Source organism: Nocardiopsis sp. MG754419 (assembly GCF_018207095.1).
In the GTDB taxonomy this organism is placed as follows: domain Bacteria; phylum Actinomycetota; class Actinomycetes; order Streptosporangiales; family Streptosporangiaceae; genus Nocardiopsis.
Genome location: NZ_QOCZ01000012.1, coordinates 14,381 through 38,416, shown reverse-complemented (window position 1 = coordinate 38,416; position 24,036 = coordinate 14,381). Strand labels below are relative to the sequence as shown.

Genomic DNA, 24,036 nt, shown 5'->3' with positions numbered 1-24,036 from the left:
TCGGACCCGCGCGCTCGTGGCGGCGTCGAGGGCGGTGGTGCCTACCCCAGCGGCCATGGCCTCGGACCCGCGCGCTCGTGGCGGCGTCCCCCTCGCGGGAGCGGGAGGTCCGGATCCCGTCGGCCTCGGTCGGCGCACGAAAGGACCGGGTGGGCGGTGCGACCGCCCACCCGGTCACGGGCGGTACCGACGGAGAGGGATCGACTCAGACGGTGCGTGGGCGGTCGCTCGACGACTCCCCTTCCGGTTTGCGCAGGTGGTGCACCCACGCCGGCGGCACGTTCGCGAACACCTTCTCCGAAGCGATGCCGTAGCGCTCGATCCGGTCCTGGACCACCCAACCGCTGCGGGCCTGGCGCAGGTAGTCCTCGCGCCGGGCGATGACCGCCTTGACCTCCTTGGTGTACAGGTAGCCGTAGAAGGACAGCGTCCCGCCCGGGCGGAGCACGGTGAAGTAGTAGTCGAGGATCTCCTCCACCTGCTCCGCGGTGAAGTTGGCGAACGGCAGGCCGGACACGATCACGTCGTACGTACGGTCGGTGCCCATGTCGTTCACGAGGCAGGCGTGCACCGAGGCGGCGTCGGCGATCCGGGACATCGTCGGGTCGCTCGTCAGCAGCTCCTCGACGTAGGCGGCGAACTCCGGGTTGGCCTCCACGAGGTCCAGGGTGTCGCCCGGGCGCATGGCCGCGGCGATCCCCCGGCTGATGGCGCCGGTGCCGGCGCCCGCCTCCAGGATGCGCAACGACCCGTCGGGGTCGGGGCGCTCGCGGACGTGCTCGGCCATCGCGTGGGCGAGCGCGCTGCTGCTCGGCAGGATGGAACCCGTCGCATGGAAGGTTCGCAGCGCCTGACCGAAGAACAACCTGGTGTCACGCAGGCGCTCCTCGAGTCTGAGGGCGGAAAAGGGTCCGGTGGGGCTCTGAGTCTCGGACATGAGTGAACGCTAACGCCTCGAAGGTGCTCCGACGTGACCGCGGTCCCATTTGTCCGAGAATCACCGGGTGGGTATCACCACCGTTGCAATGGGAACCGAAGGCGGTTCCTCCACCGTTGTCCTGGTCCGTCTCGGCCGCCGGTGACAGGCCCGTGCGGTGCGGCGCCACGCTCTACCCTGGGTCCATGAGCGCAGCGGACAGCACATCCCCCACCCCCGACCACCCCAGGACGGCGCTGGTCACCGGCGCCTCCGGCGGGATCGGTGAGGAGTTCGCGCGCAGGATCGCCCAGCGCGGTCACGCCCTCGTCGTCGTCGCGCGCAGACGGGAACTGCTGGAGGAACTCGCGGTCGACCTCCGGGAGCGCTACGGCACCGTCGTCGAGACGATCGTCGCCGACCTCGGCACCCCCGAAGGTGTGGCCTCCGTCACCGAACGCCTCTCCGCCGACGGATCCGACGGGCGCGCCCCCATCGACCTGCTCGTCAACAACGCCGGACGCGGCGACGGCGGGACGTTCGCCGCGCAGGACACCGCCGCGATCGACGCCATGCTCGACATCAACGTCCGCGCGGTCCTCCATCTCACCCGGGCCGTGCTGCCGGTCCAGATCGCCCGACGCGCCGCCGGGGAGCAACGCACGCTGGGCGTGGTGAACGTGTCCTCGATGGCCGGCGAGATCCCCGTCAACCCGGGCGGTTCGGTCTACGGGGCGGGCAAGAAGTTCATCGCCCTGTGGGGCGAGAGCGTCGCCGCCGAGGTGCGCGGCCAGGGGGTGCACGTCACCACCGTGCTGCCCGGCTTCGTGCGCACCGACATGACCCGGAAGGTACAGGCCCAGGGGTTGCCCGAGTTCGCGTTCGTGCCCAAGGAGCACGTCGTGCGCGACGCGCTCACCGCGTGGTCCGCGGGGCGCCCCACGGTCATCAGTGGACCGCAGTACCAGGTGGCCCGCGGAGCCCTGCGCCTGCTGCCGCGCTTCGTGATGCGCGCCCTGGCCCGCCGGATGGCCTGACCGCGCCCGACGCGCCGTGTCCGACTCCGGGTGATCCGTGCCACCGGCCGCTCTCACATGGTGAGACTTCTCCTCCCCGGTTGCTCGCCGGGGGGCCGATGCGCCTACCCTGGTAGCGCACTGTCGGTCGAGGAAAGAGACCATGAAGACCTTCGAAGAGCTGTTCGCCGAGCTGTCCGAGAAGGCACGCTCCCGCCCTGAGGGGTCCGGGACCGTCGCCCAACTCGACGCCGGCGTCCATGCCATCGGCAAGAAGGTCGTCGAGGAGGCCGCCGAGGTCTGGATGGCCGCCGAGTACCAGTCGGACGACGAGGCCGCCGAAGAGATCTCGCAGCTCCTTTACCACCTCCAGGTTCTGATGCTGGCCCGTGGCCTGCGGCTCGAGGACGTCTACAAGCATCTGTAGGCCGTCACGCACCGCGCCCTCCCGGGGCGCGAGCGTGCACCGGCCCACCGGACGTCCCCGGAACATCCCAGAGCGACTCAAGGAACCCACGTCATGCCCGACATGCTCAGAATCGCCGTGCCCAACAAGGGGCAGCTCTCCGAACCCGCCGTCCAGATGCTCACCGAGGCCGGGTACCGGCAGCGCAAGAGCAGCCGCGACCTCGTGCTGGTCGACCCGGACAACAACACCGAGTTCTTCTTCCTCAGGCCCAAGGACATCGCCGTCTACGTCGGTGAGGGCATCCTCAAGGCCGGGATCACCGGCCGCGACATGCTGAGGGACTCCGGCGCCCCCGTCGACGAGGTCCTCGCCCTCGGCTTCGGCGGCTCCACCTTCCGCTTCGCCGCCCCCGGCGGTGCCGGCATGACCGTCGCCGACCTCCACGGCAAGCGCGTCGCCACCTCCTTCGACGGCCTGCTCCGCTCCTACCTGGAGTCGCAGGGCGTGGACGCGCGCGTCATCCACCTCGACGGCGCCGTGGAGAGCTCCGTGCAGTTGGGCGTGGCCGACGCGGTGGCCGACGTGGTCTCCACCGGCACCACGCTGCGCAACGCCGGGATGGAGACCTTCGGCGACCCCATCCTGGTCTCCGAGGCCGTCGTCATCCGACCCACGGACGCCCCGGAGGACCCGCAGATCGAGCAGCTGCTGCGCCGGTTGCGCGGTGTCCTGGTCGCCCGTGACTACGTGATGATGGACTACGACGTGCACGCCGAGAACCTGGAGTCGGCGGTCGCGCTCACCCCGGGCATGGAGGGGCCGACCGTCTCCCCCCTGCACCGTGAGGGCTGGGTCGCCGTGCGTTCGATGGTGCCGCGCAAGGAGGCCCAGCGCATCATGGACGACCTCTGGCAGCTCGGCGCCCGCGCCATCCTGGTCACCGACATCTACGCCTGCCGCCTGTAGGACCGGCGCACCGGCCGGCCCGCGAACCCGGACCGGCCGGTGCGTTCCGGCGCGGTCGCGCGTGCGCCCCGTGCCGGAGTGTCGTCATCCCGCGGGGTTCGACGGATAGCTCCGGGGAATCACCTCCGCTCCCGCCCCCGACGGATCGGAGTCCCGGTGACCCTCCCTGACGACACGCTGTTCCCTTGGGCCACCTGGATCTTCATCCTGGTGACCGGCGGTCTGATCATCACCAGCATGGTGCTGCGGTCCCGACCGGACGGCGGGTACGCGCGAGGCCAGGAGTTCCGGGACCGGCTCATCGACCGGGCACCGTACTTCTCCGCACGCCGACGTCGGGCCGCCGCCGCGATCCGCCGGCGGGAACGGGTGGAGGACCCGGGGCCGGGCCGGTTGGTGTACCTGCTGGCCTGGGAGCACTACTGGTACACGTTCAACCCCTGGCAGCCACGCGGCGTCGGGGGACCGACCGTGTTCCTGTTCGTCATGGCGGTCGCCGCCGCCCTCTTCGGCGACGATCCGATCCTGGGGCTCGGCATGGCCGTCCCCGCCTCGCTGCTCGCCGGCTACACGTGTTTCGAGAGCACCGTCCTTCGACGGCGGGCCCTGGCCGCCATGGAGACGCATCGGGGCCACGCGACGGAGGACGATCCGACCCCGGCCGCGTGACCCCGGCCCGCTAGGAGCGTCGGTGCTCGCCGCAGGCCCGCGGTTCGGACTGGAGGGCGGCCCAGATCAGGGGGATCTGCAAGGGGACGCGTGCCCACGCGAGGCACCTGTTGTCGGCCGGACCGGGAAGCCGCCCCGAACCCGAGTCCAGCGCCATCTGTACGTTGGCAGGCCACACGGCCAGCAACAGCGCGGCAGAGGCGGGCCCGGCCCACCTCTGTCGGGTCAGCAGACCGATCCCGCAGGCCAGTTCGACCGCGCCGCTCCCGTAGACGAACGCACGGTGGGCCGGCAGCCGACGCGGCATGATCGCCTCGAAGGGGCGGGGCGCGGCGAAGTGCAGCACCCCCGAGGCGAGGAACGCGCCTCCGAGGGCACGTGGGGCCACCCCGCGCAGCCGGTTCAGAAGGGAACCCATGAACTCACTCCTCTCTCTTCGCGCCACGCCCCAACCTACTCGCCGGTAAGAATCGGGGCGGGCATCGCCCCGCAACGCGCCCACGGCGGGGCCGCCGCGGGCACAATGGGGCCATGAACCAGCGAACGCGACACCTCGCCCCCCAAGAGGAGACGGTCACCGTGGCCCGCGTGACCGGAGAGACCGGTGGCGATCTGGTGCTGCGCCGTGTGGGCGCGCACTACGAGATCTACTCCAACGGGGTCTTCCTCATGGACACCCGTGACGGGACCTCGGAACGGGAGATGGTCCGCGCGAGCCTGAGCACCCTGCCCCAGGGGCGTTCCCACGCACGGGTGCTGATCGGCGGTCTGGGCGTGGGCTTCTCCGCCCGCGAGGCGCTGGACCACCCCCGGGTCTCACGCGTGGACGTCGTGGAGTTGGAACCGCAGGTGATCGCCTGGCACGACGACGAACTCGGTGAGGCCGCCGACTTCGTCCACCGTGACCCGCGTTGTCGGGTGTACAACGCCGACATCGTCGCCTGGCTGGCGGAGGCCTCCGCACGGGAGGCGCCCGACCGCTACGACGTCATCTGCCTGGACACCGACAACGGTCCGGACTGGACCGTCGTGGAGAACAACAACCGCCTGTACGAGGCGGCGGGCCTGGAGCGACTCACCCGGCTCCTGGCCCCCGGCGGGGTCCTGTCGTTCTGGAGCGCCAACGCCGTCGACAGCTTCGAGGAGCTGCTCCGCGGCCGTTTCGCCGAGGTCGAGGTCGTGGAGGTCGTGGTCGCCCGAGGCGTCCCGGACACCGTCTACCTCGCCTCGCGTCCTCTCTAGGACCTGCGCGGGGATCGGCGCCTCGACGTGCGCCGATCGTGGCCTCGGTGCGCACCGCACCGAGGCCACCGTCGTGTCGCGCCCACCGCCGGGACCGACCCTCCGGTCCGCGTGGCTGTTCGAGCCGCGCGTCGGTGGGTAGGGGGAAAGTGGGAAAACCAGAGCAATCCTTGACCGGGGATTGGCTCGGCGCGGTGGTGCGACCACGTACCGTCCCCGGGACATCTCGATCCCCTGGGAGGCCCCGCTGTGTCGATCGACTCCACCACCATCGACCTCGTACGCGCCATCAGCGTGTGCGACAGCATCAGTGAGGCGGCCGCGGCGGTCTACCTCAGCCCGGCCGCCGCCAGTCGCAAGATCAGTAGCCTGGAGGCTCTTGTGCAGGGACGCATCGTGGACCGCGGCGGTAAGGGGCGTGCTCCCCAGATCACCGAGCTCGGGCGACGCTACCTCTCCTGGGGCGAGAGCGCCCGCCGCCGCTTCGACTCGGTGGCCGCCTACGGGGACGAGGAGGCCGGCACCGAGCTGATCCGGGTGGCCGTCCTGGGCGCGGCGCTCGCGGACACGGGGCCGGCCATCCTGGAGGAGTGGCGTGCCCGCTGGCCCCAGGTGCGTCTGGCGCACGTGCCGGTCGACTCGCACAGCCTGTCGGACCCGCTCGCCTCGGCCGACATCGCGTTCTGCCAACTCCTGGGGGACGAGGTGGCCGAACTCGGCTACCGGACCCACACCACGACCACCTCCTCAAGGGCCGTGGTGGTCCCGCGCAGTTCCGAGCTGGCCGACGCCGAATGGCTGAGCCCCAACGACGTGGCCGACGCCGAGTGGCTCTACGCCGACCCCGGGGGATCGCGCTACGCGCGGTGGATGGACGACGTCCCCGTCCATGGGGCCTCCCGCTCCACCATCCTGGAGACCCCGGAGCAGGTCGGCGCGGCGGTGGAGGTGACCGGCAACGTCGCGCTCCACACGATGTTCGCCCAAGGTGCCTTCGAGACCGCGCACACCCGGTTCGTGCCGCTCGCCGGTCGCGAGGTCAAGCTGGGCGTGGCCATCCGTGCGGGCGACTCGGTGCCGCCGGCACTGGAGGCCCTGTACGAACTCGCGGTGCTGTGCCACAACAACCTGGACGCCCTCCACGAGTTGTGACCTGCCGTGAACGCATCATCACCCCGTTGTCAAGGGGTCGGCGTTGCGAATTGTGCACCCCATACGGGGGCCTGCCGTGATCACCTGAGGGTGGTCGCCCGGACTCCTGTCCGACTCGGGCGGCCGTGACGCCCGCACGGATCAGGAGGTAGGCAGGATGGAAGCGACGCTCACCCGTACCGGCCACGACCCCGGGGCCGCCACCCTGACCCGCCTCAGCGGACGCGTGTGGACCACGCGGTGGACGTCGACTCCGGGGGCCAGCCTCCTCATCGGCCGCGGCGCCGAACTGACCGTGGTCGACCACGGAATGACCATGGAGGCCACCGAGGCGCTCCTGGCCGAGGTCGCCGTGGCCGCACCCGAACTGGTGCTGCGCCGCATGGTGTGGCTGGGCCGGGACCACGGGGCCTCCGAGCGCACTCCCGAGCACGCCGAGCGCGGCCACGCCGGGCGGATCGCGCCGGCCACCTCCGGTCCCTCACGTGTGGCCACTCACCACGCCCCGCTCCCGGGCCTGCCCGGGGTCACCATGCACGCCGCCGGCCCGGAACGGATGCTCGTCCGGGACGAACAGGACCGGATCGTGTTGGCCGGAGACCTGTTGGCCCCGGTGGCGCCGGAGCTGTGGGGGCTCGCGCCCACCCACGCGCGGCAGGCGCTGGAGTGGATCCGGGCGTGCGATCCCGATCAGGTCGTCGGCAGCCACGGCATGCTCATCTCCGGGGCCGACGTCGAGCGGGCGGTCGCCCACCGTCTGGCCTATCTGGAAGCGCTCCGGCAGGCGGCGACACGGGCTCGCGAGGCCGGGGCCACCGCCCGGTCGGCGCTGCACCAGGCCCTGCGGTCGGGGCTGTTCGACCGCTGGCGGGTCGCACCCGAACGGCACCTGGTGAACCTGCACGCGGCGCTGGCCGAGGTCTCGGGCGAACGGCCCGACCCCGAGGCGGTGGCCGCGGGGGTGCGTCGCCTCGTCGCCGAGCGCGAGGAGTTCCACCGGTAGACCATGGGAGCCGCCCCTTCCCTCCCCGGGCGGGTCCCCTTCCCCGCGCTCGGTGTCTCCTGACCGGGCGCCGGCCCCCGGCGTGTACACGCCGGGGGCCTCGTCGTCGCCGCACCCGCCACGGGCGCCATCGAGGATCCGGTGGGCCGTGAGCCCGGTGCGGCGCGGCCGTGCCGACCGGTCCATCCGCGCGGGACGGCGCGGGTCCCGCCCCGACCTCAGCCCTGGTGCCGCGACATGTAGCGGGCGAACTCCTCCAGCGAGATGCGCCGGTCGCCGTCGGCGTCCATCGCCCGGACCACCTCGGCGGCCTGCTCGTCGGTGGTCTCGTCACCCAGGTTGCGCATCAGGGAGGCCAGCTCCTCGGCGGAGATGAGGCCGTCGCCGTCGGCGTCCACCAGGGCGAAGGTGGCGGCGTACTCGGTGGTCTCGGGCATCGGGGTCACACTCCGGATCGTCTCGGGTCGAGGGTTCGCGCAAGGCTACCGTCGCCCGTCGGGCCTGGAAAGGCGGTCGGGGCCGTGCTCCCGAAGGAACACGGCCCCGTACGGACACGCGGTGGCTCAGTGGTTGTTGGTCGAGGCCTTGGAGCCGACCCAACGCGCGACGAGCGTGAACGCCAGCACCAGCACGAACAGGCACAGCGCCGCGCCCCAGGCCCGGTCGATACCGGCCTCGAAGGGCTGGGCGGCGCCCCGGTACAGCTGCATCGGCACGGCACCCTGCGGGCTGCCCTGGAAGGCGGTGACGATGAGCCCCGAACCGAAGGCGGTGAGCAGCAGCGGTGCGGTCTCACCGATACCGCGGGCGATGGCCAGCATGGAACCGGTGGTCAGGCCCGGCGCGGCCGCGGGCAGCACCGTGTGCACGATGGTCTGCCACTTGCGCGCGCCCAGGCCGTAGCTGGCGTTGCGCATCTCGTTCGGGACCAGCCGCAGCATCTCCTCCGCGGACCTGGTCACGATGGGCAGCATCATCACGGCGATGGCGACGGCGCCGACGAACGTACCGAAGCCCAGACCGCCCCAGCCGATCACCAGCAGGCCGTACACGAACAGACCCACGAAGATCGAGGGGATACCGGTCATCACGTCGGTGAAGAAGCGGATCGCCGAGGTCATCCGGTTGGGCCCGTACTCGACGATGTACACCGCCGTGGCGATGCCGAACGGGATCGACATCAGGACGGACAGCGCCATGATGTACAGGGTCCCGAAGAACCCGGCCGCGTAGCCGCCGCCGTCACGCCGGGGCGGGGGCTCGGTCTGGGTGATGAAGTCCAGGTTGACCACGCCGATGCCGCGACGGGTCACCTCGAAGATGATGAGCGCCAGCGGGATCATCGCGAGGATCATCGCGATGGTCAGGGCCACGGTGGCGGTGCGGTCCTTGAAGCGTCGGAAGCCCGAACCCGGGGGGCGCTGACTCAGCGGAACGTGCTTGCGCGGTGGAGTCGAGGTCATGGTGCTCATACGGCGGCGTCTCCCGTCATGCGCCCCAGGCGCCAGACGATGACGCGGGCGAGGATGTTGACGATCATCGTGACCAGGAACAGGGCGACACCGATGGCCATCAGGGCGGTCCTGGCCTCGGGGCCGGCCTCACCGAAGGTCGCGGCGATGTGCGAGGCCATGCTGCTGCCGGTGCCGAACAGGCTCGTCCCCCAGGACTGGGAGCCACCGATGAGCATCAGGACCGCGATGGTCTCGCCGAGTGCGCGGCCCAGACCCAGCATGGCGGCGGCCACGATGCCGGAGAAGCTGGCGGGCAGCACCACCTTGCGCAGGACCTCCCACCGGGTGGATCCCAGGGCGTAGGCGGCCATGCGCTGGTCGATCGGGTGCACCGCGATGACCTCGCGGATGATGGCGGTCATGATCGGCAGGATCATGATGGCCAGGACGATCCCGGCGGCCAGGTAGCCGACGCCGCGGATGGGGCCCTCGAAGAGGAAGAACCAGCCGAGGACGCTTTCGAGCACCTCGAAGAAGGGGCGCAGCACGTTCGGCAGGAACCAGTGCAGGCCCCACAGGCCGAAGATGACGCTGGGCACCGCGGCGAGCAGCTCCACCGTGTAGGAGAGCGGCTTGGCCAGGCGGCGCGGGGCGAGGTGCGTGATGTAGAAGGCGACCATGATCGCCAGCGGCAGCGCGATCACGATGGCGATGGCCGAGGTGACCAGGGTGCCGTAGATGAACGGCCAGGCTCCGTAGGTACCGGTGATCTCGGTACGGGAGCTGCCGGTGGTCCACTCCTCGCCGGTGAGGAAGCCGAAGAAGCCCTCCTTGACGAAGACGGGCCAGGCTTCGGAGGTGGTGCGGATCACCATCAGGGCCAGGATGATCAGCACGATCGTTCCGCAGGCCGCGACGACCCATCTGAAGATCGGGTCGGCCAGCCGCCCCTTGCCCGAGCTGAGGGACCCGCGCCGGGGTTCCTCCGGGGCCGAGGCCTCGGGGGCCTGAGTGGACATGGTGCTTCTCCTTGATGGCTTTCGTGGGAGTCGGAGAGCGGTTCACCCCTGTTCCTGCGCGCCCCGGGGTGTGGGGGGCGGGGCCGGAACGTGCGTCCCGGCCCCGACGTGTCGGGAAGACGAAGGGGCCGGAGCCTCGGGCTCCGGCCCCGCGGAGGGTTACTCCTCGTCGGCGCCCTCTTCGGCGTCGGCGTCGTCACCCTCGGCGTCGTCCTCTGCGCCCTCGGCGTCGCCGTTCTCCGAGTTGGTCTTCTCCAGCTCGGCGATGACGCGGTCGGTCAGCTCGTCGCCGAGCGGGGCGTAGCCCAGCTCACCGGCGACGTCCTGGGCGGCCTCGTCGGTCAGGGCCCAGGTCCAGAAGTCGATGATGGCGTCGGCGGCTCCCTGCTCGTAGCCGCAGGTGTAGGTGAAGATCCAGTTGGTGCCGGCGATCGGGTAACCGTCACCACCGATGTCGTCGATCGCGAACTGGAAGTTGTCCGGAACGTCGGCCTCCTCGGAGGCGGCGATGGTGGACTCCAGCGTCGGCTCGATCGGGGTGCCGTCGGCGTTCACGACCTGGGCGACGGACAGGCCCGCCTCCTGGGCGAAGGACTGGTTCACGTAGCCGATGCCGCCGGGGTTCTGGCTGATGCCCTGGGCGACGCCGTCGTTCTGCTGGCCACCGACCAGGCCGGGGGCCCAGTCGAGCTCCTTGCCCTCGCCGTACTCGTCGGCCCACGACTCGACCTCGGTGGTGAGGTAGTGGGTGAACACCGCGGTGGTGCCGGAGCTGTCGGAGCGGTGGACCGGGACGATCTCGTCGTCGGGCAGGTCCAGGTCCGGGTTGAGCTCCGCGATCGCCGGGTCGTCGAACGAGGTGATCTCGGTGGAGTAGATGTCGGCGATGGTCTGCGCGTCCAGGACCAGACCGTCCAGGTCGGGGTTGTTGAACGCGATGACCACGGAGCCGAACACGACGGGGAACTGGACCGCTTCGCAGCCGCGGGCGTCGGCGGCGGCCGCGAGCTCCTCCTCACCGAGGAACTCCTCGGAGGAACCGAAGTCGACGGTCTGCTCCAGGAACTGCTCGATGCCCGCGCCGGAGCCGACGCTCTGGTAATTGATGTCCACGCCCTGCTGGACGTCGTTGCCGTAGCTGTAGATCCAGTCCTGGAAGAGCGGGTCGGGGAAGCTGGCCCCGGCACCGGTCAGCGAGGCGCTGAGCTCGGTGTCGGTGGTCGCGGCGCTGCCGCTGTCCTCGTCACCGTTGCTGCACGCCGCAGCGAGCAGGGGGATGGCCGCCAGAACGGCGAGCTTGGAACGCCCGTTGCGCATGTTGTGGTTCTCCTCGTTGAATCACCGCTGTCGGGGCTGACGTGAAACGACACTATGCGCGTAGAAAGTCGCGGTGTCATCGAATTAGAGGACGTTCGATAGAAGAAGGGTGAATGGCGGATGAACGACTGTCACTATTCGATAACGAGTACGGTGCGTGGCGGTCCCCATCGTTCTGCGTGATCTCCGGGGTTTTGGCGGATGCACGCCTCTGAACTGCGAAGACTCTGGAGGATCCCGAGGTTCTCCGGATGTTCTCCGGAGGTTCGGATGACGCCCTCCGACGTTCCGAGTTCACCTGAACGTGTGTCGGTGATCATGCGACGTCATGTACGAAAGAAGGGCCTCGCCGGTCGAATCCGGGGGGCCTTTCGAGAAATGCGCCGGCGCTTTCGCCTGGGTTTATCCGCCGTTTCCCGTGTCGAGTCGGTAGCCGATTCCGCGCACCGTGTGGATGAAGCGGGGGCGTGCCTCGGAGTCGCCGAGCTTGTGACGCAGGCGCCGTATGTGCACGGCGATCGTGTTGTTCACCGGGGGGAGGGGCTTGCGCCACACCTCGGTCCACAGCTCCTCACGACCGACCACCCGCCCGCTGTTGCGCAACAGGAAGTCCATGATCCCGAACTCCCGCAGGGCCAGGTTGACCGGTCGGCCGTCCACGAACAGTCGGTGGCCGAGCGCGTCCAGCTCCAGGTCCCCCGAGCGCAGCGCGGACGGGGAGGACGCGGCGCTCTCCGGCAGGTGTTCGGCCCCCGGCAGCGAGCCGCGCAGCAGCGCCGCCAGTTCCGGGATCCGGTAGGGCCGGCTCACACAGGCGGTCGCCCCCGCCGACAGGGCCCGGACCGCGCGCTGGGAGTCACCCGGACCCACCCCGATCAGTATGGGGATGTCGGTGGCCCGACGGGTCACCCGCACCAGGGTCTCCAGGTCGACCTCGGAGGGGTCGGCACTGGTCAGCAGGGTGTCCGGGCGCAGCATCCCCACGCGCAGCAGGGCCTCGGCCCCGTCCACGCACACCGTGATGTCGACGTCGTGTCCGCTCAGCGACAGCACCAACTGGTGGGACTGCTCGGACTCGGGTTCCACCAACAACACCTTCAGCGGACCCTCCACACGAAACGAGCGCGCCTCGTCGTCCGGAGCGTCCGAGGGAGGAGGAACCGGAGAGGAGGAGGCGAGCGCGGTCATGGGCGGGGTCCACTTCGTCGAGGGGGCGGTCGGGTGGCGCGGCGGACTACCCGAAGCGGCCCGAGATGTAGTCCTCGGTGCGTTGGTCGGAGGGCTTGCTGAAGATCGTCGCGGTCTCGTCGTACTCCACGAGGCTGCCGTAGCGGTCGCCCGCGTCGTCCACGCCCGCGGTGAAGAACGCGGTGCGGTCCGACACCCGGGCCGCCTGCTGCATGTTGTGGGTGACGATGACGATCGTGTACTCGGCCGCCAGCTCGTACATCAGGTCCTCGATCTTGAGCGTCGCGATCGGGTCCAGTGCGGAACACGGCTCGTCCATGAGGATGACCTCGGGGTTCACCGCGATGGTGCGGGCGATGCACAGACGCTGCTGCTGACCGCCGGACAGCGCGAAGGCGCTCTCCTTGAGCTTGTCCTTGACCTCGTCCCACAGGGCGGCCTTGGTCAGGGTCTCCTCGACCAGGTCGTCCATGGTGCCGCGCATGCCGTTGATGCGGGGCCCGTAGGCGACGTTGTCGTAGATCGACTTGGGGAACGGGTTGGGCTTTTGGAAGACCATCCCGATGCGGCGACGGACCTCGATCGCGTCGACCTCGGGGGCGTACAGGTCCTCGCCGTGGTAGGTCACCCTGCCCTCGACCCGGGCCCCGGGGATGAGGTCGTTCATCCGGTTCAGGGTGCGCAGGACCGTGCTCTTGCCACAGCCGGACGGGCCGATCATCGCGGTGATCTGGCGCGGACCCACCTTGAGGTTCACGTCGCGGACGGCCTTGTTGGACCCGTAGTGGATCGACAGGTCGGCGATGTCGAAGACGGGGTCGCCCAGGTCGGGAACCTCACGGTTGTACCGGACGGTGTCGGGGGCGACCCCGCGGCCGGACTCGGTTCCGCGAGAGGACGCGGTGTTGCTGACAGGCATGTGGCCACTTCCGGTTCGGACGGAGCTTGCGCGGCGGTCTCACTCGGGGCTGAAACCCGCGGAGCGCGGTCGATACCCATGCAAAAGGGTGCGCATGAAGCGAAGGTGAACGAACCCCGTGGCCAAGATGAACGTGGGCGGTGGAGTGCGAAGCCCCCGGTGACGTTCCGGTGTCCTTCCTCCTGGGGCAGGACACGCCGCCGGCGCGTCCGCCGTGGTGGGAGGGCGCGCCCTGTCGGCGCCTGGCCCGCGTCCCGGGTGCTCGTGCGCCTTGTGGGACCGCCTCCGTACGCCGCGTTCCGCGTCCGCCGACCCCGGACACACGACGGCCGCCCCGCCGTCCCGAGGGGACGGTGACGGGGCGGCCGTGGGAGCGCGGGACCTCGGGTGTCCCGTTATCGGGCCTCGCCCTGCTCGGCGATCTTCTGCTTGACCTCGTCCATGTCGAGCTCCCGAGCCTGGGTGATCAGGCTCTCCAGCGCCTCGGAGGGGAGCGCGCCCGGCTCGTTGTAGATGACGGTCTGGTCGCGGACGATCATCAGGGTCGGAATGGACTGGATCTTGAACTCGAAGGCCAGCTCACGCTGGGCCTCGGTGTCGACCTTGGCGTGCACGATGTCCGTGTGCTGGTCCGCGGAGTTCTCGAAGACCGGGGCGAACTGCCGGCAGGGGCCGCACCAGTCCGCCCAGAAGTCGATGAGGACGAAGCTGTTGTCCTTCAGCGTCTCGGCGAAGTTGTCCTTGGTGAGTTCGACGGTGGGCACGTGGTCTCCTGCTCTTCGTTCGTCTTGTTGGTGTCGACCGGTGGCCAACTGCCATCCTCTCGGGTGCTACAGCGGTCGTGCCCGCTTGTTTGTTCCGCATGCCCGCGGAGGGCATCCGAACGCCCTCGATGGCCCAGTGGTTTCCGACACAACACGTGTTACATACCTGTTTGGGAGGAAAACCCTCGTGGGGTTAGTGTCCCGTGAGGGGCACGGGTTCATTGTGGTGACCGTGGCCGTGATGTGGGGGCCGAACACCGGAAACCGGGGGGACCGATGGGCGCGGGGGAACCCGAGGACGACCGGCCGGTCGACTACCGGTTCACCCTGGCCAACGAGCGCACGTTCCTCGCCTGGATCCGCACGGCCCTGGCGCTGCTGGCCGGCGCCGTCGCCGTCCTGCACCTGCTGCCGCTGGGCTGGGCCGACGCGCCCCGCACGGCCGTGGGTCTGCTCCTGGCCCTGATCGCGGGGGTGGTCACCGTGTACGCGCCGCTGCGCTGGTACCGCGTGCAGCGCCTCATGACCCGGGGCGACACCCTGCCGATGAGCGCCCTTCCGATCATCACCACACTGGCCGTGGGCCTGGTGTGCCTCGTGGTCCTTCTGGGAAACCTGCTGTGAGCACCCGGGACCCGGGTCTCCAGCCGGAGCGCACACTGCTGTCCTGGCAGCGCACACTGATCCTGGTGGTCCTGGTGGGGCTGCTGTACCTGCGCGGGCCATTGGTGCCCGGGTCCGCCGTCGTCCCGGAGGTTCCCGGGTCGTTCAGGGTGGGCGTCATGGCCCTGACCCTCCTGCTGGGGGCCGGGCTGGGGCTGCACTTGTGGCTGCGGTGGCGGCGGACCGGACACGGGACGCGTGAGCCGGGAGAGACGGGTCCGCCCTTGAGCGTGGCCCGCCCGTGGGCGATGGTCCTCACGAGCGCGGGCGTGCTCGTCCTGACGATGGCCGTGGTGGCGACGGTCCTCGTGCCGTGAACCGTCGGATCCGGCCGGGCGGTACGGACGAACGTCGCGGCGCGGGCCGCGCGGTGTCCAGGGCCGGCTCTCGCCCGGGACGGGTGGGGCCGGAGCCGAGGCGGGGGCCGGGCCTCGTACCTGCTGGCGGCTCCGCTCGGGGACGGATGCGGGTGGCGGGGCACCCGAGGTGATCCTCTGAACCGGCTCTACACCGGCTGCGGCACGGCCTCGGTCGACCGACGGTGGTCGACCAGGGACGCGATGATCGTGCTCAGGTCCCGCGTCGGCTCGTAACCGATGAGACGCGCGGCGAGCGAGGTGTCGGGGTAGCGGCGCTGCATGTCCTCGTACCCCTCACCGTAGGCCTCCTCGTAGTCCGTGTAGGTGATGTCGCTCCGGGAACCGGTCATCTCCACGACACGGTCGGCCAGGACCTTGATCGACACCTCCTCGTGCCCGCCGAGGTTCACCGCCCGGTTGTAGGCCGCCGGGGTCTCCATGAGCCGGGGCATCGCCGGCACCACGTCGAACACCGAGCCGAAGCACCGGCGCTGTGTCCCCGTGCCGTACACGGTGATCGGCTCGTGCTTCAGGGCCTGGTCCACGAACCTGGGGACCACCATCCCGTACTGGCCGGTCTGCCGCGGTCCCACCACGTTGAAGAAACGGGTGATGACGCACGGCACGCCCGACTCTCTGCCGTGGACGTGGGCGACCAACTCGTCCAGGCCCTTCGCCGCGGCGTAGGACCAGCGGCTCTTGATCGGCGAACCGTAGATCCGGTCGTCGTCCTCCTTGAGGCCGTCCGCGTCGTTCTTGCCGTAGACCTCACTGGTCGAGGCCACCATGAAGGGGACGCGGTGTCGGACCGCGGCCTCCACGACGGTCTCCGTGCCGTGCAGGTTCGTGCGTAGGGACCGGAGCGGCTTGTCGACGATGTTGTACACCCCCACCGCGGCGGCGAGGTGGTACACCGTGTCCGCCTCCGCGACGAGCCGGTCGACCAGCTCCTCGTCCAGGATGTCCCCCTGGACGAAACGGAAGGCCGGCGTGTCCCTCAACTGGGACAGGTTCGACAGTGAACCGGTCGAAAGGTCGTCCAGCGCGACGACCTCGTGCCCCTGGGCGATCAGGTGATCGCTCAGGTGCGAGCCGATGAAGCCGGCTCCGCCGGTGATGACAGCCTTCATGCTTTCCCCTCCACTGCGGGCTCGATTCGGTGTTCTGTACTGCGTGGGTAAGGGTGTTGCGGTGATGGGTGGAGCGTTCCTGCGGCGTCCCGAGGCGGCTCAGGCCAGGTGGCGCAGCACGTGGTAGCCCTCGCCGAGGGCCACTCCGGCCTGCATGCCTCTGAGGACGGCGAGACTGCGGAGGGTGAGTTCGGATCGGGTGTGGGGGTGCTCGTGACTCTGCGAGCCGTACAGTTCCATGCCGTGGAGTTTGGCCAGCAGATCCTCCTCTGAGAGTTCGACGATGAGGTTGGGGGGCTCCACCGGTTCGTCCCGCCACTGGTCGGCGGCCTCTTCGTAGGCCAGGACCAGACGGGGGTGATGGCGCAGCCGGGTGTCGGAGGGGCGCAGCGCGGTGTGGACGGCCTCGGCGGTGGCCCGGTGATCCTGGTTGTAGCTGGTGCGGTGCGGGATGAGCACCACGGTGGGTTCGACCCGGGTGATCGACAGGGGGCTGTCCCGTTCGATCAGGCGGGTCAGGTCCAGCCGTGGGACACCGTCCAGCCTGAGGTGGTGCGCGTCGCCGGGCAGGGCCATGTGCCAGCCGTCCCAGCGGAAGTGTTCGGAGACCTTCTTGATCTCGCTGTGGCGCTCCTGCGCCGTCGAGAAGCCTTTGACGGACTGGTCCGAGGTGTCGCCGACCGTCATGAACTGGACGTGGATCTCCGCGCCCGCGCGCTTGGCCTTGTGCATCAGGCCTCCGCAGCCGAGGGTCTCGTCGTCCGGGTGAGGTGCGTAGACCAGGACGCGTTCCTGGGACCAGTTCATCTTCATGTCGGTTTCCCGTTCTCTACCGAATGTGGGTGGGGCGGTCGGTGGCGGCCCCGGCGCTCCGCGAACCGTGCCCGGTGGTTCGGCAGGGGCGTGCCCCGACGCTCCGTCCCCGGGTCAGTCGCGTTCGCGTGCCTGACGGAGCACGCGCAGCGCGTCCGGCCCGGCGTTGAGCAGAAGGTCGATCGCCGCGAGGCGGGGAACGAACGGCTCCGTGCTCTTCCGGGTGTGCTGGCGGTACTCCGGATGCCGGAACTCCTGCCACACGATGGACACCCCGTACCGTCGGGTGACCTCGGGGTCCATGTAGTCCCGGGACCCCTCGCCCGCGAGCAGGGTGTCCGCTCCGGCCTTGGCGCAGATCTGGGCGAGCAACTCGCTCTTGGCACCCGAGAAGTCCCCGAGCTCACCGGCGCGCAGGATCGGCGTGTCGATACCGAAACCGCGCATCAGGAGCCGAGTGGTCGCTATGGCCAGATCTGACAGGTTTTCCCGATTTGCCGCATACAGGTCGGCAATTTCTTCTTTGTAGTCATTCCAGTACGGGGCCTTGCGGTAACAGTGTTCAGCGAGTGCCTTGTAGTGCTTCATCCTCCATTTCTGGGTGTTGTCGATCTTCTTGTCACGGATGTGTTGGTCCCTGCTCGCCTGCTCCACCGGCACGGTCAACAAGATCGGTTTCCCGGGGCCCGCGATGTAGTTCCGGTTCTGCCAGCCGCGTCGCTCGAACTGCACCGTGTCGAGCATGACGACACGGTCGGATCGGTCGATCTTGTCGAGTAACCCCAACCACGGCCAGTAGTGCGGTTGGTGGATCGCTACCACGGTCTGACCGGAATCGTCACTGGTGGGCGAGATGTGGCGTCCGGTGCCGCTGTGGTCTGGGCGGGCAGGATCCGGCGATGAGGAACGTGATGCGCCGACCACGCCGGGCGTTCTCCTTCTGTCGGTGGGCGTCCCGAGGCGAGGACTCTCCCAACTACTAAGACGTATCGGATAAATCGGATACTCTGAGGACGGTCCTTCGCCTCAAATATCCTCTAATGGTTACCATCTCTCGCAAGCCCGTGTATACGATTCGGGTGGCCTACATAGGACGCGAACACTGGTGAACCATCCGCTCGCGTGGGGCGTCAACCTAACGCCGACTTTGCGGGTTAATGTCGGTCCGAAACCGTTTACTTTCGGAGGGGTCGTAGGGCTGTGCGTATCGCGCGTTTCGTCGGTGGCTGGGTGACGGGGTTGATCGCCCTGGTTCTGGTCGCCGCACTGTTCGTTTTCTGGTTCGACTTCGCCACGGGCCTCGCGGCCGCCTCGGGGCTGGGCGCCCTGGGGTACGCGTTCCTGTGGATGGCCTTCGGGCTCAACCTTCTGCTGTGGACCGTCATGGGTCTGCTCCGGTTAGCCGAGGACGGTGCCAGGGCCGCGCTGGGTCGCCGCCGCCCCGCGCACAGACGGGAGCGGCCGGTCGTCCGCGGCGGCCGTCACCGGGAGAGGGTCCTCGTCGGCGCGGGTGCCGGCGGCGGGGCCATCGAGGGCCCGGGTCACGCCGGCGACACCCTGGTGGCCACGCGTGGCGACGCCGGCGGCGGTGGCGTCCTGACGAGCGCTCCCGTGGGGGGCGACGTCGTCGCGACCGACCCCGACGACATCACGCTCGCGGTCATCATCCCCGCCCACAACGAGGAACCGGTGATCGACGCCGCCATCTCCTCGGCGCTCGGCCTGTTCAACCGCTGGGACATCTACGTCGTCTCGGACTCCTCCAAGGACTCCACCGCGGAGATCGCCGCGAAGACCGGCGTGAACGTCCTCGAACTCCTCACCAACCGGGGCAAGGCGGGGGCCATCGAGGCGGTCATCGAGGAGTTCGCGCTGACCGACAACTACGACGGCGTCCTGATCCTGGACGCCGACACCGAGCTCGACCCGGGGTACGTGGAGGGGGCCAAGCGACAGTTGGCCGATCCCGAGGTCGCCGCCGTGGCCGGTTTCGTCGTCTCCGAGTGGAAGCCGGGGGAGCGCAGCGTCGTCGGACGGGTCATCTCGGCCTACCGCGACCGTCTGTACTTCATGCTCCAGTACCTGATGCGCTTCGGCCAGACGTGGCGGCGCGCCAACGTCGCCTTCATCGTGCCGGGCTTCGCCAGCGTCTACCGCAGCCGCGCGCTCAAGCAGATCACCGTGAACCCGCCGGGGTTGGTGATCGAGGACTTCAACATGACCTTCGAGGTGCATCATAAGCGTCTCGGGCGCGTCTCGATGAATCCGGACACCAAGGCCTTCAGCCAGGACCCGTTCACCTTCGGCGACTACCGCAAGCAGGTGCGCCGGTGGACGCTGGGCTTCTGGCAGACGCTGCGCCGGCACAAGCTGTGGCCGGGCCTCTTCTGCGTGTGCCTGGTGCTGTACGTGTTCGAGGTCGTCGTGGTCTCGCTGATGCTGCTCGCGACGGTGGTCCTGGCGGCCTTCGTCCTGCTCGGCACGGTCGCCGGCGACCTCCTGGCGGGGGTCCCGCTCTTCACCGACGCGTTCACGGGGGTGACGGCCTTCCTGCCGTTGGCCGCCCTCGCCGTCGGCCTGCTGGTGCCCGACTACATGCTCACCTGCGTGATGACCGTGGTCCGACGTCGACCGTCGTACCTGATCTACGGACTGTTCTTCTTCCCGATCCGGCTCGTGGACGCCTACATCTCCCTGCGGATGATCCCCAAGGCCTGGACCGCGAAGTCCGACGGCCGGTGGAGCAGCCCCGTCCGTGTCTCCCACCGGGACAAGTGACCCACTCGAACGACCCCGGAGCACCCCTGCTCGACCCGTGCTCGCCTGCGACGATGTGACATTCACCGGTCACGGCCACCCCGGCGGGCCACGGTGCCGGACACCGCTTAGCCTCGTGGGGAGGGACCCGACACGGCTCGGGGCCCGGGCTGTGATCTCGGGGCCTTCACTCCGGCCCGCACCCGCACGCCGAGGACCTCGGCACCGGGGGAGGAGGGCGGGGGACGCCCATGGTGCGAGGGTCCGTTCCCGGCCGCCCCGCCTCGGGCACCTTCGGAACCCCGTCGGCGTCCGTACGAGAGCACACCCCCGTGGCCGAGCCGTCCGAACTTCGTCGTTGAATGGGTGTGTTCGCAGTGGACAAGAGACGCGTGTCGTTCGCGTTGTACCGGGTGTTGGCCTACGTGACGGGTGTCTTCCTCATCGGGTTGGCCTTCGTCGCCATGCCGGCCAAGTACCTGGTCGGCGAGACGTCGATGTTCGCGCTGGCGCCCGCTCCCGAGGGCTGGGAGCACTGGTTCGGTCCCGAGTCCCCGCTGATGCACCTCATCGTCATGCCGCACGGCTACATCTACATGGTGTACGTGCTGGTGGTCCTGTGGGTGGCGCTGGACCGTCGTTGGGGCGCCGGGCGCACCCTCGGTGTGGTGCTGTCCGGCACCATCCCGATCCTCGGTTTCGTGGTGGAGCACCGCATCGTGAAGTCGGAGCAGGCCGAGGAGCGGGCCGCGGAGGCCCGGGACAGCGGTCAGGAACCCGCGCCCACCGTCTGATCCGACGGTGGTCCACCGCTCTCCGAGGCCCCGCCCGTATCCCGGGCGCGGGCCTCCTGCAGTTCTCGGCGCATGAGGATGATCCAGAAGACCAGCGCGGACACCCCGAACATCGCCCACTGGACGGCGTAGCTGAGGCTGCGCCAGTTGATGGTGAACCCGGTCGGCGGCTCCGGCGGCGGCATGGCGGTGAGCCCGTCGACGGCGGGCTCGTGCTCGGGCAGCGTGAGATAGGCCGCGTAGAGCCGCTGATCCCACTCGCCCACGAGCAGGGACGGGGCGATCCGTTCCACGGTGCCCTCCTCGGGGGCGCCCATGGGCACGAAGCCCTCGGAGGAGTCCTGGGGCGGCTGGAGCCAGCCGGTGACGGTGACGTTCCCCTCCGGCGGCGCGGGAACGGCGTCGGGGTCCTCGGTCCACCCGCGGTTCACCGGCATGGCCACACCCTCGGCGGTGACCAGGGGGAGCACCACCGCGTACCCCTCGGCCCCGTCCAGGTACTGGGGCACGACGACCTGCGCGTCGGCGTCGAAGTGGCCGCTCGCCTCGACCGCGGTGTTCGCGGTGAGGTTGGGGTGCAGGAAGTCGCCGGGCTCGCCGAGGTCGGCGACCGGGATGGCGTCCGCGAGGTCCTCGACCGGGTTGGTGATGACGTCACGGTCGGGCTCGAAGGCGCGGGTGCCCTGCCAGAAGGTGCCGGCGACGCACACGGCGGCCACGAGCAGGGCCGCGAGGTGGATGCCGAGCCAGCGTGGGCTGAGGAGAGGTGAACTCACCCGTCCAGGCTATGTGGGTGTCCCGCACGGGGCCTCATGACCCCTGGTTGACGATGGCCACAGTGGCTTGGGACCCCGCCTTCCCAGGAATGACGATCACTTTAAGTAGTTTCTCGTGACTGAGGGTTGTTATTCGTGGTTGGGGTGGGTACTGTTTGTATCAACGCGGAAGACAGCAGCGCTTCCGCGGCAGACCTTTACAGGCCGCGACTCCAGGGGGGAGGAGTCGCAGGCCGTTTCCCAGAGCGAGGGTTGCCTCCGTACTTTGAGGGGGGATGCGGAGGCGACCCTCGCCACCTCGTCAGCGGGGCGGGACCACCAGCGGTGGTCCCGCCCCGCTCGCGTTCCCGGTGTCGCCGGAGCCGCCCCCGGGCTGCGGGTGAGGGCGGCGCCCTCCGCTCCGGGGGTGTTCCGGTCGGCGCCGTTCCCGGCGGCGCGTCAGGGGCGGTGCTCGACTCGGCGCTCGGTCGTCGCGGTCGCCCGGCCGCGCTCCCGCACCACCTCGGAACGGCTCCGGTGGCGCGCCGCGTACACCCGCAACGCGAGGTTGACCGCGTCGTCCAGGGTGCGCGCCCCGGAGAAGCGCATGGCCTCCCGGAGCGCCTCGTCGTCGATGTCGATCCAGGTGGGGCTCACGCCGGGCTCCTCGCCGCTCGGAGATGGGACGACACCATCGTCCCGCATGCGCAGAGTGACACGAACGCTACTCCGGGGTGTGCGGTCGGGTGTCGCCGCAGGTGGATCCCGGTGGTCGAGGGCGGGCTCCGGCGAACCCGGCGAGGCCCGGACCGCTCAGCCCATCGTCTTCTGTCCGTCCAGGGACTCCCGGATGATGTCGGCGTGACCGCAGTGCTGGGCGGTCTCCCGGATCAGGTGCAGCAGCACGTCACGCGCGGTCCACGTGGTGTCCTCGGGGAACCAGGGCGCCGCCGGCAGCGGGTGCGCGATCTCCAGGTCGGGCAGGGAGCGCACGTACCTCTCGGTGGCCTCCGCCGTCGCCGCGTAGTCGGACGACACCCCCTCCAGGGTCTCGTCGTCGAGCAGCCGGAAGGAGTTCTCGTGGAACTCCACGCTGTCCGGGGACTCGTGATCGACCTCCACGGGGCCGTCCTCGATGAACCCGATCCACCCGCGCTCGGTCGCGCTCACGTGCTTGACCAGCCCGGCCAGGTGCAGGACGCTCACCGTCGTGCGTGTGGTGGCCTGTTCCCGGTTCAGCCCGGTGAGCGTGGTGAGCAGGAACGCGCGCTGTTCGGCGAGGACCCTCAACAGCGCCTCCCGCTCGACATCCACCCGGTGCTCGGTCTCGGTGCCCGTCGCCCTCATGGGAACTCCTTCGTCGTGTCCGTCTGGAGTCGACCCTAGGAAGCATGGCGGTCGGTTTCCGTCCTCCACTTCCGTTGCCGCACGGATTCTTCTGGCATCGGCGAAAGCTCTGCGGATAGCCTGGCCGTCTGGCGACCCGGAGGATTCATGGCCCTGATTCCGCTGCAGTACCGACTCGAAGGCCCCGGACACGCGCCCGTGGTGCTGCTCGTGCCGCCGTTCGGGACGAAGATGTCGGTCTGGGAGCCACAGATCCCCGAACTCACGCGCAACCGTCGTGTCCTGCGGATCAACCACCGCGGTCACGGTCTCTCCCCGGCCCCCGAAGGCCCCTACACCGTCGAGGACCTGGCACTGGACGTGCTGGGCCTGCTGGAGGACCTGGGCTTCAGTCGGGTGTCGGCGGTCGGCGCCGGGTTCGGCGCCTCCCTGCTGTTGTGGATCGCCGCGAACTCCCCGCGCACGCTCGACCGGATCGCGCTCATGGCGGCCACGCCGCGCACGCCCCCCATGCACCGTTGGGGACGGATCGCCTCGCGGGTGCGCGCCGGCGGTATGGAGACCGTCACCGCCGACGTGGTCCTGCCGTGGTTCACCCCCGACCTCACCTACGGACGTCCCGAGATCGCCGCCCGCTTCACCGCGGACTTCGACGGCATCGACCCGGTCGGCTACGCGTCCATCTGCGACGCGGTCGACGCGATGGACCAGCGCCACCTGGTCTCCGGGGTGCGGGTGCCCACCACGGTGGTCTCCGCCGCGCACGACCCGCTGCTCCCGCCCGGCCACGGTCGCCGGCTGGCCGACGGGATCGCGGGGGCCCGGTTCGAGGTGGTCTCCGGCGCCGCGCACCTGCTCGGTGTGGAGCGCGCCGACCGCGTGAACGACCTGCTGGTCGGTCACGTGGCCGGGTGAGACCGCACCCCGGTCAGTCCTCGGACACGACGCGCAACCCGCGCACCGGACCCTCCAGGTCCACGACGGGGATGAGCGGACGGTTGATCTCCAGCAGATAGCCGTCCGGGTCGCGGAAGTGCGCCGCACGGATGCCCCAGGCCGTCCAGTCGCGCGGCTCCATCACCTGGCGGGCGCCGTCGGTGACCAGTCGCCTCGCCGTCTCGTCCACGTCGTCGACCTCGAAGATCACCGCCAGTCGGTCCTGGTGGGGGAGTTCGGGGTCGGCCGTGTCGGTCTCCAGCGCCTCGGCCATGACCTCGCGCTGGTTGATGGCCAGCCGCGTCCCCGACCGCACGTCGAACTCCGCGTAGCGGCTGTACTCGTCCCCCCAGAGGACGGGCAGGCCGAGTACGTCGGAGTAGAAGCGGAAACAGGCCTCGTAGTCGTTCACGAGGAGTCTGATGTAGCTGCAGCGCATGGGGGCCTC

28 protein-coding genes are annotated in these 24,036 nt (G+C 69.8%); 12 read left to right on the top strand and 16 right to left on the bottom strand.

Annotation, left to right across the window (positions count from 1 at the left end; all coding sequences use genetic code 11):
• Window positions 1-205: 205 nt before the first annotated feature.
• Window positions 206-937 carry a class I SAM-dependent methyltransferase gene (locus DSY14_RS04070; protein ID WP_211715079.1) on the bottom strand — a complete coding sequence of 244 codons (732 nt, stop codon included), beginning with the start codon at window positions 935-937 and terminating at the stop codon, window positions 206-208.
• Between the two features lie 185 nt (window positions 938-1,122).
• Here DSY14_RS04070 and DSY14_RS04065 point away from each other — a divergent pair, with 185 nt between their 5' ends.
• The 4 genes from DSY14_RS04065 (at window position 1,123) to DSY14_RS04050 (ending at window position 3,976) form a co-directional block, all read left to right on the top strand.
• Window positions 1,123-1,953 (top strand): SDR family oxidoreductase, encoded by an 831-nt coding sequence (locus tag DSY14_RS04065; protein ID WP_211715078.1) that lies wholly within the window; start codon window positions 1,123-1,125, stop codon window positions 1,951-1,953.
• A 142-nt stretch (window positions 1,954-2,095) separates the two neighbouring features.
• Entirely contained in the window at window positions 2,096-2,359 is a 264-nt protein-coding gene (locus DSY14_RS04060) for a phosphoribosyl-ATP diphosphatase (protein ID WP_211715077.1), read from the top strand.
• A 93-nt stretch (window positions 2,360-2,452) separates the two neighbouring features.
• Window positions 2,453-3,307, top strand: coding sequence for an ATP phosphoribosyltransferase (hisG, locus tag DSY14_RS04055; RefSeq protein WP_211715076.1), 855 nt, complete (start codon window positions 2,453-2,455; stop codon window positions 3,305-3,307).
• Window positions 3,308-3,463: 156 nt separating this feature from the next.
• Window positions 3,464-3,976, top strand: coding sequence for a hypothetical protein (locus tag DSY14_RS04050; protein WP_211715075.1), 513 nt, complete (start codon window positions 3,464-3,466; stop codon window positions 3,974-3,976).
• A gap of 10 nt (window positions 3,977-3,986) precedes the next feature.
• Here the strand turns inward: DSY14_RS04050 and DSY14_RS04045 are convergent, their stop codons facing one another.
• On the bottom strand, window positions 3,987-4,394 hold the full coding sequence (locus DSY14_RS04045) for a DoxX family protein (protein WP_211715074.1): 408 nt from the start codon (window positions 4,392-4,394) through the stop codon (window positions 3,987-3,989).
• A 113-nt stretch (window positions 4,395-4,507) separates the two neighbouring features.
• Here DSY14_RS04045 and DSY14_RS04040 point away from each other — a divergent pair, with 113 nt between their 5' ends.
• The 3 genes from DSY14_RS04040 (at window position 4,508) to DSY14_RS04030 (ending at window position 7,373) form a co-directional block, all read left to right on the top strand.
• Window positions 4,508-5,218, top strand: a complete 711-nt coding sequence (locus tag DSY14_RS04040) for a spermidine synthase (protein WP_211715073.1) — start codon at window positions 4,508-4,510, stop codon at window positions 5,216-5,218.
• Window positions 5,219-5,467: 249 nt separating this feature from the next.
• Window positions 5,468-6,370, top strand: a complete 903-nt coding sequence (locus DSY14_RS04035) for a LysR family transcriptional regulator (RefSeq protein ID WP_211715072.1) — start codon at window positions 5,468-5,470, stop codon at window positions 6,368-6,370.
• Window positions 6,371-6,527: 157 nt separating this feature from the next.
• Entirely contained in the window at window positions 6,528-7,373 is an 846-nt protein-coding gene (locus DSY14_RS04030; RefSeq protein ID WP_211715071.1) for a hypothetical protein, read from the top strand.
• A 218-nt stretch (window positions 7,374-7,591) separates the two neighbouring features.
• On the opposite strand, the gene DSY14_RS04025 is transcribed toward DSY14_RS04030, so the two are convergent.
• The 7 genes from DSY14_RS04025 to trxA form a co-directional block, all read right to left on the bottom strand.
• Complete coding sequence (locus DSY14_RS04025) at window positions 7,592-7,810, bottom strand: EF-hand domain-containing protein (RefSeq protein WP_211715070.1); 219 nt, start codon at window positions 7,808-7,810, stop codon at window positions 7,592-7,594.
• A gap of 126 nt (window positions 7,811-7,936) precedes the next feature.
• Window positions 7,937-8,845, bottom strand: coding sequence for a phosphate ABC transporter permease PstA (pstA, locus tag DSY14_RS04020; RefSeq protein ID WP_211715069.1), 909 nt, complete (start codon window positions 8,843-8,845; stop codon window positions 7,937-7,939).
• Complete coding sequence (gene pstC, locus DSY14_RS04015; RefSeq protein WP_211715068.1) at window positions 8,842-9,846, bottom strand: phosphate ABC transporter permease subunit PstC; 1,005 nt, start codon at window positions 9,844-9,846, stop codon at window positions 8,842-8,844. Before pstC ends, pstA begins: the two co-directional genes overlap by 4 nt.
• A gap of 159 nt (window positions 9,847-10,005) precedes the next feature.
• Complete coding sequence (gene pstS / locus DSY14_RS04010; RefSeq protein WP_211715067.1) at window positions 10,006-11,163, bottom strand: phosphate ABC transporter substrate-binding protein PstS; 1,158 nt, start codon at window positions 11,161-11,163, stop codon at window positions 10,006-10,008.
• A gap of 402 nt (window positions 11,164-11,565) precedes the next feature.
• On the bottom strand, window positions 11,566-12,351 hold the full coding sequence (locus tag DSY14_RS04005) for a response regulator transcription factor (RefSeq protein WP_211715066.1): 786 nt from the start codon (window positions 12,349-12,351) through the stop codon (window positions 11,566-11,568).
• A gap of 46 nt (window positions 12,352-12,397) precedes the next feature.
• Window positions 12,398-13,270: a phosphate ABC transporter ATP-binding protein PstB gene (gene pstB, locus DSY14_RS04000; RefSeq protein ID WP_211715065.1), complete on the bottom strand. Its 873-nt coding sequence runs from the start codon at window positions 13,268-13,270 to the stop codon at window positions 12,398-12,400.
• A gap of 395 nt (window positions 13,271-13,665) precedes the next feature.
• Window positions 13,666-14,034 (bottom strand): thioredoxin, encoded by a 369-nt coding sequence (gene trxA, locus DSY14_RS03995; protein ID WP_211715064.1) that lies wholly within the window; start codon window positions 14,032-14,034, stop codon window positions 13,666-13,668.
• 276 nt (window positions 14,035-14,310) lie between these two features.
• On the opposite strand from trxA, the gene DSY14_RS03990 reads away from it, so the two are divergent.
• Together DSY14_RS03990 and DSY14_RS03985 are read left to right on the top strand one after the other, a co-directional pair.
• A complete protein-coding gene (locus DSY14_RS03990) occupies window positions 14,311-14,658 on the top strand; it encodes a YidH family protein (protein ID WP_211715063.1) in 348 nt (115 codons plus the stop codon).
• The gene (locus DSY14_RS03985; protein WP_211715062.1) at window positions 14,655-15,014 is read left to right on the top strand and encodes a DUF202 domain-containing protein; all 360 of its coding nucleotides are present in this window, start codon (window positions 14,655-14,657) and stop codon (window positions 15,012-15,014) included. The genes DSY14_RS03990 and DSY14_RS03985 overlap by 4 nt, the downstream gene beginning before the upstream one ends.
• A gap of 188 nt (window positions 15,015-15,202) precedes the next feature.
• Here the strand turns inward: DSY14_RS03985 and DSY14_RS03980 are convergent, their stop codons facing one another.
• From DSY14_RS03980 to DSY14_RS03970, 3 genes are all read right to left on the bottom strand, one after another.
• Entirely contained in the window at window positions 15,203-16,186 is a 984-nt protein-coding gene (locus DSY14_RS03980; RefSeq protein ID WP_211715061.1) for an NAD(P)-dependent oxidoreductase, read from the bottom strand.
• 99 nt (window positions 16,187-16,285) lie between these two features.
• Complete coding sequence (locus DSY14_RS03975; RefSeq protein WP_211715060.1) at window positions 16,286-16,999, bottom strand: PIG-L deacetylase family protein; 714 nt, start codon at window positions 16,997-16,999, stop codon at window positions 16,286-16,288.
• Between the two features lie 114 nt (window positions 17,000-17,113).
• Entirely contained in the window at window positions 17,114-17,821 is a 708-nt protein-coding gene (locus DSY14_RS03970) for a WbqC family protein (protein WP_307851122.1), read from the bottom strand.
• A 378-nt stretch (window positions 17,822-18,199) separates the two neighbouring features.
• Here DSY14_RS03970 and DSY14_RS03965 point away from each other — a divergent pair, with 378 nt between their 5' ends.
• Together DSY14_RS03965 and DSY14_RS03960 are read left to right on the top strand one after the other, a co-directional pair.
• Window positions 18,200-19,777, top strand: coding sequence for a glycosyltransferase (locus DSY14_RS03965; protein WP_211715058.1), 1,578 nt, complete (start codon window positions 18,200-18,202; stop codon window positions 19,775-19,777).
• A 341-nt stretch (window positions 19,778-20,118) separates the two neighbouring features.
• The gene (locus DSY14_RS03960) at window positions 20,119-20,550 is read left to right on the top strand and encodes a DUF3817 domain-containing protein (RefSeq protein WP_211715057.1); all 432 of its coding nucleotides are present in this window, start codon (window positions 20,119-20,121) and stop codon (window positions 20,548-20,550) included.
• Here DSY14_RS03960 and DSY14_RS03955 read toward each other — a convergent pair.
• The 3 genes from DSY14_RS03955 to DSY14_RS03945 all read right to left on the bottom strand — a co-directional run bounded on the left by DSY14_RS03955 (window position 20,526) and on the right by DSY14_RS03945 (window position 22,652).
• Window positions 20,526-21,326 carry an SURF1 family protein gene (locus DSY14_RS03955; RefSeq protein WP_211715056.1) on the bottom strand — a complete coding sequence of 267 codons (801 nt, stop codon included), beginning with the start codon at window positions 21,324-21,326 and terminating at the stop codon, window positions 20,526-20,528. The two genes, DSY14_RS03960 and DSY14_RS03955, sit on opposite strands and share 25 nt — an antisense overlap.
• 438 nt (window positions 21,327-21,764) lie before the next feature.
• Window positions 21,765-21,962, bottom strand: coding sequence for a type II toxin-antitoxin system VapB family antitoxin (locus DSY14_RS03950; RefSeq protein ID WP_211715055.1), 198 nt, complete (start codon window positions 21,960-21,962; stop codon window positions 21,765-21,767).
• Between the two features lie 156 nt (window positions 21,963-22,118).
• Window positions 22,119-22,652 (bottom strand): DinB family protein, encoded by a 534-nt coding sequence (locus DSY14_RS03945; protein ID WP_211715054.1) that lies wholly within the window; start codon window positions 22,650-22,652, stop codon window positions 22,119-22,121.
• Between the two features lie 147 nt (window positions 22,653-22,799).
• Between DSY14_RS03945 and DSY14_RS03940 the strand changes: the two genes are divergently transcribed.
• Window positions 22,800-23,567 carry an alpha/beta fold hydrolase gene (locus DSY14_RS03940; protein ID WP_211715053.1) on the top strand — a complete coding sequence of 256 codons (768 nt, stop codon included), beginning with the start codon at window positions 22,800-22,802 and terminating at the stop codon, window positions 23,565-23,567.
• A 13-nt stretch (window positions 23,568-23,580) separates the two neighbouring features.
• Here DSY14_RS03940 and DSY14_RS03935 read toward each other — a convergent pair whose 3' ends face one another.
• Window positions 23,581-24,027 (bottom strand): VOC family protein, encoded by a 447-nt coding sequence (locus DSY14_RS03935; RefSeq protein ID WP_211715052.1) that lies wholly within the window; start codon window positions 24,025-24,027, stop codon window positions 23,581-23,583.
• Window positions 24,028-24,036: the final 9 nt, after the last annotated feature.

Bases quoted from the DNA above. Each gene is read 5' to 3' on its own strand.
- DSY14_RS03980 (WP_211715061.1), bottom strand. From the start codon at position 16,186: ATGAAGGCTGTCATCACCGGCGGAGCCGGCTTCATCGGCTCGCACCTG.
- DSY14_RS04045 (WP_211715074.1), bottom strand. From the start codon at position 4,394: ATGGGTTCCCTTCTGAACCGGCTGCGCGGGGTGGCCCCACGTGCCCTC.
- pstC (WP_211715068.1), bottom strand. From the start codon at position 9,846: ATGTCCACTCAGGCCCCCGAGGCCTCGGCCCCGGAGGAACCCCGGCGC.
- DSY14_RS03945 (WP_211715054.1), bottom strand. From the start codon at position 22,652: ATGAGGGCGACGGGCACCGAGACCGAGCACCGGGTGGATGTCGAGCGG.
- DSY14_RS03975 (WP_211715060.1), bottom strand. From the start codon at position 16,999: ATGAAGATGAACTGGTCCCAGGAACGCGTCCTGGTCTACGCACCTCAC.
- pstA (WP_211715069.1), bottom strand. From the start codon at position 8,845: ATGAGCACCATGACCTCGACTCCACCGCGCAAGCACGTTCCGCTGAGT.
- hisG (WP_211715076.1), top strand. From the start codon at position 2,453: ATGCCCGACATGCTCAGAATCGCCGTGCCCAACAAGGGGCAGCTCTCC.
- DSY14_RS03940 (WP_211715053.1), top strand. From the start codon at position 22,800: ATGGCCCTGATTCCGCTGCAGTACCGACTCGAAGGCCCCGGACACGCG.
- pstB (WP_211715065.1), bottom strand. From the start codon at position 13,270: ATGCCTGTCAGCAACACCGCGTCCTCTCGCGGAACCGAGTCCGGCCGC.
- DSY14_RS03960 (WP_211715057.1), top strand. From the start codon at position 20,119: ATGGGTGTGTTCGCAGTGGACAAGAGACGCGTGTCGTTCGCGTTGTAC.
- DSY14_RS04060 (WP_211715077.1), top strand. From the start codon at position 2,096: ATGAAGACCTTCGAAGAGCTGTTCGCCGAGCTGTCCGAGAAGGCACGC.
- DSY14_RS04040 (WP_211715073.1), top strand. From the start codon at position 4,508: ATGAACCAGCGAACGCGACACCTCGCCCCCCAAGAGGAGACGGTCACC.
- DSY14_RS04005 (WP_211715066.1), bottom strand. From the start codon at position 12,351: ATGACCGCGCTCGCCTCCTCCTCTCCGGTTCCTCCTCCCTCGGACGCT.
- DSY14_RS04070 (WP_211715079.1), bottom strand. From the start codon at position 937: ATGTCCGAGACTCAGAGCCCCACCGGACCCTTTTCCGCCCTCAGACTC.
- DSY14_RS04065 (WP_211715078.1), top strand. From the start codon at position 1,123: ATGAGCGCAGCGGACAGCACATCCCCCACCCCCGACCACCCCAGGACG.
- DSY14_RS04030 (WP_211715071.1), top strand. From the start codon at position 6,528: ATGGAAGCGACGCTCACCCGTACCGGCCACGACCCCGGGGCCGCCACC.
- DSY14_RS03935 (WP_211715052.1), bottom strand. From the start codon at position 24,027: ATGCGCTGCAGCTACATCAGACTCCTCGTGAACGACTACGAGGCCTGT.
- DSY14_RS04025 (WP_211715070.1), bottom strand. From the start codon at position 7,810: ATGCCCGAGACCACCGAGTACGCCGCCACCTTCGCCCTGGTGGACGCC.
- pstS (WP_211715067.1), bottom strand. From the start codon at position 11,163: ATGCGCAACGGGCGTTCCAAGCTCGCCGTTCTGGCGGCCATCCCCCTG.
- DSY14_RS03990 (WP_211715063.1), top strand. From the start codon at position 14,311: ATGGGCGCGGGGGAACCCGAGGACGACCGGCCGGTCGACTACCGGTTC.